We start from the raw sequence: 2,540 nt of genomic DNA, 5'->3' as shown, positions 1-2,540 counted from the left end.
ATGTGATGACAGTGCAGACTTCCTGGCGCCGCCGTGCGGCGCTCACCACCGCCGCCCTGGCCTGCTGCGCCTCGGCCCTGGCCGGGCTCCCCTCCGGAGCCGCCGCGGCACCCGCCACCCCCGCGGCATCGGCCGCGGCCACCACCTTCTCCGACGACTTCAACGGCCCCGCGGGGGCCGCGGTCGACGGCGGCAAGTGGCAGATCGAGACGGGCGACAACGTCAACAACCACGAGCGGCAGTACTACACCTCGGGCAACAAGAACGCGGCCCTGGACGGCCAGGGCAACCTGGTCATCACCGCCCGCAAGGAGAACCCCGGCAACTACCAGTGCTGGTACGGGCGTTGCGAGTACACCTCGGCCCGGCTCAACACCTCCGGCAAGTTCACCCAGACGTACGGCCACGCCGAGGCCCGCATGAAGATCCCGCGCGGGCAGGGCATCTGGCCCGCGTTCTGGATGCTCGGCGCCGACATCGGCAGCGTTGGCTGGCCGAACAGCGGCGAGATCGACATCATGGAGAACGTCGGCTTCGAGCCGGGCACCGTCCACGGCACCCTGCACGGTCCCGGCTACTCCGGTTCCGGCGGCATCGGCGCGGGCTACACACTGCCCGGCGGTGAGGCGTTCGCGGACAAGTTCCACACCTTCGCGGTGGACTGGTCACCGAACAAGATCACCTGGTCCGTGGACGGCAAGGTCTACCAGACCCGCACCCCCGCCGACCTCAACGGCAACCGGTGGGTCTTCGACAAGCCCTTCTTCCTGATCCTCAACCTCGCGGTCGGCGGCTACTGGCCCGGCGATCCCAACGGCAGCACCCCGTTCCCGAGCAAGCTCGTCGTCGACTACGTAAGGGTCACCAGCAACAACTGACACCGGCGAGACCGACGGCACCGCCGCCGACCGCGTTCAGCCGGCCGGCGGCGGTACGCGTCGCCGCGTCACGCGCCGGGGTCCGGCGCCGCCGAGCCGCTCACCGCGCCCGGCCCCGTCGCCTCCGGGCTCGGCGTCGCGCTCAGGGACGGTCCTCACGGGTGCATGCGCGCGCCCTTGAGGACCTTGTCCACCGCGTTGCGCGGGCCGTACACCGCGAGGCCCACCAGATCCAGGTCCGCCCCGTGCACGGCTCCGACGGCCGCCCGGTTGTCGCGGTCGTTGCCCGTGGTGAAGAGGTCCGCCGTGAACAGGGCTCTCGGCAGTGAGCGGGCGAGCGCCTTGCCGTGCGCGGCCGTCAGGGCCTCCTTCGACCCCTCGAAGACGAGCACGGGCTGGCGGAACATGGACAGGTAGGGGGTGCCGTCGGCGTCCTCGTACGGCTCGCCGACGACCTCGGGCTCGGCCGTGCCGAGGCCGCTCACCAGGAAGGCGGTGACGTTCAGCCGCTGCCAGGTCTCCAGGTCGTCGCGGAGCAGGACGGCGATCTTGGTGTCGAAGCGCACGGGCGGGTGCGCGGGCCGGTGCTGGGCCTCCGTCGCGACGGGGCCGGGGGTGGTGTCCGTTCTCATGCTGTGAGACKCGCGGGTCGGCGGCCGCCGCGTCTTGTACGTTCTTTACGTGGTGGGACGGCGAGCGGGGCAGCGGCAGGAGGTGTCGGCCTGGCGCCCGGCGGTCGCGGGCGTCGTGGAGGTCTTCCACGCCCATTTCACCGAGCACGCCTACCCCATGCACGTGCACGACGCCTGGACGCTCCTGATCGTCGACGACGGAGCCGTCCGCTACGAACTGGACCGCCACGACCGCGGCACCCCGAGCGGCACGGTGAGCCTGCTCCCGCCGCAGGTCCCGCACAACGGCTCGGCCGCGACCCCGCACGGGTTCCGCAAGCGGGTGCTCTACCTCGACATGACGCAGCTCGACGAGCGCTTCATCGGCCCGGCGGTGGATGGCCCCGACCTCGCCGATCCGCTGCTGCGCACCCGCGTGGGGCAGCTCCACACGGCGCTGGCGAACCGGGGCGACGAACTGGAGGCGGAGAGCCGTCTGGCGCTGATCGGCGAACGGCTGCGGGGACATCTGCGGCCCGCGCCACCGGCCGCCGCGCCCGTACCGGCCCGGGGCGTCGCCCACAGCCTGCGCGACCTCCTGGACGAGCGGCTCGCCGAGGGCATCACCCTGGACGAGGCCGGGCACCGTATCCACGCCAGCTCCGCCCACCTCGTACGCGCCTTCAGCGGCGCCTTCGGCATCGCCCCGCACCAGTACCTGATGTCCCGCAGGGTCGATCTGGCGCGCGGGATGCTGCTCGAAGGGCGGCCGCCCGGCGAGGTGGCGATCGCTGCCGGGTTCTACGACCAGCCGCACTTCACCCGGCACTTCAAGCGGGTGGTGGGGACGACGCCCGGGCGGTACGCGCGTGCGGGCGCCGCCCGTTAGGGCCCGCACGGCAGCAGGGCGGCGGCCAGGATSCCCGCGCCGCTCAGGGTGAGCAGCCCGGCGACCAGGAGGCGTCCGGTGCGGCGGACCGCGAAGATCGCGACGAGGGCGGCGACCTGCCGCTGACCGCCCGGGGCAGCGACGTCACGGGCGTCCCCGCGG

The 2,540-nt window shown here is 72.8% G+C and carries 3 protein-coding genes; 2 read left to right on the top strand and 1 reads right to left on the bottom strand.

Annotation, left to right across the window (positions count from 1 at the left end; translation table 11 throughout):
• Nucleotides 1–5: 5 nt before the first annotated feature.
• On the top strand, nucleotides 6–878 hold the full coding sequence (locus AB8Z36_RS37910; RefSeq protein ID WP_369217918.1) for a glycoside hydrolase family 16 protein: 873 nt from the start codon (nucleotides 6–8) through the stop codon (nucleotides 876–878).
• A 155-nt stretch (nucleotides 879–1,033) separates the two neighbouring features.
• Here AB8Z36_RS37910 and AB8Z36_RS37905 read toward each other — a convergent pair whose 3' ends face one another.
• A complete protein-coding gene (locus AB8Z36_RS37905) occupies nucleotides 1,034–1,510 on the bottom strand; it encodes a DUF2000 family protein (protein ID WP_369217917.1) in 477 nt (158 codons plus the stop codon).
• Between the two features lie 49 nt (nucleotides 1,511–1,559).
• Here AB8Z36_RS37905 and AB8Z36_RS37900 point away from each other — a divergent pair, with 49 nt between their 5' ends.
• On the top strand, nucleotides 1,560–2,378 hold the full coding sequence (locus tag AB8Z36_RS37900; protein WP_369217916.1) for a helix-turn-helix transcriptional regulator: 819 nt from the start codon (nucleotides 1,560–1,562) through the stop codon (nucleotides 2,376–2,378).
• The last annotated feature ends 162 nt before the right edge of the window (nucleotides 2,379–2,540 follow it).

The organism is Streptomyces flavofungini (assembly GCF_041028215.1).
Taxonomy (GTDB): Bacteria; Actinomycetota; Actinomycetes; order Streptomycetales; family Streptomycetaceae; genus Streptomyces; species Streptomyces flavofungini_B.
This window is presented reverse-complemented; position numbering and strand designations above follow the sequence as displayed.

Bases quoted from the DNA above. Each gene is read 5' to 3' on its own strand.
- AB8Z36_RS37910 (WP_369217918.1), top strand. From the start codon at position 6: ATGACAGTGCAGACTTCCTGGCGCCGCCGTGCGGCGCTCACCACCGCC.
- AB8Z36_RS37905 (WP_369217917.1), bottom strand. From the start codon at position 1,510: ATGAGAACGGACACCACCCCCGGCCCCGTCGCGACGGAGGCCCAGCAC.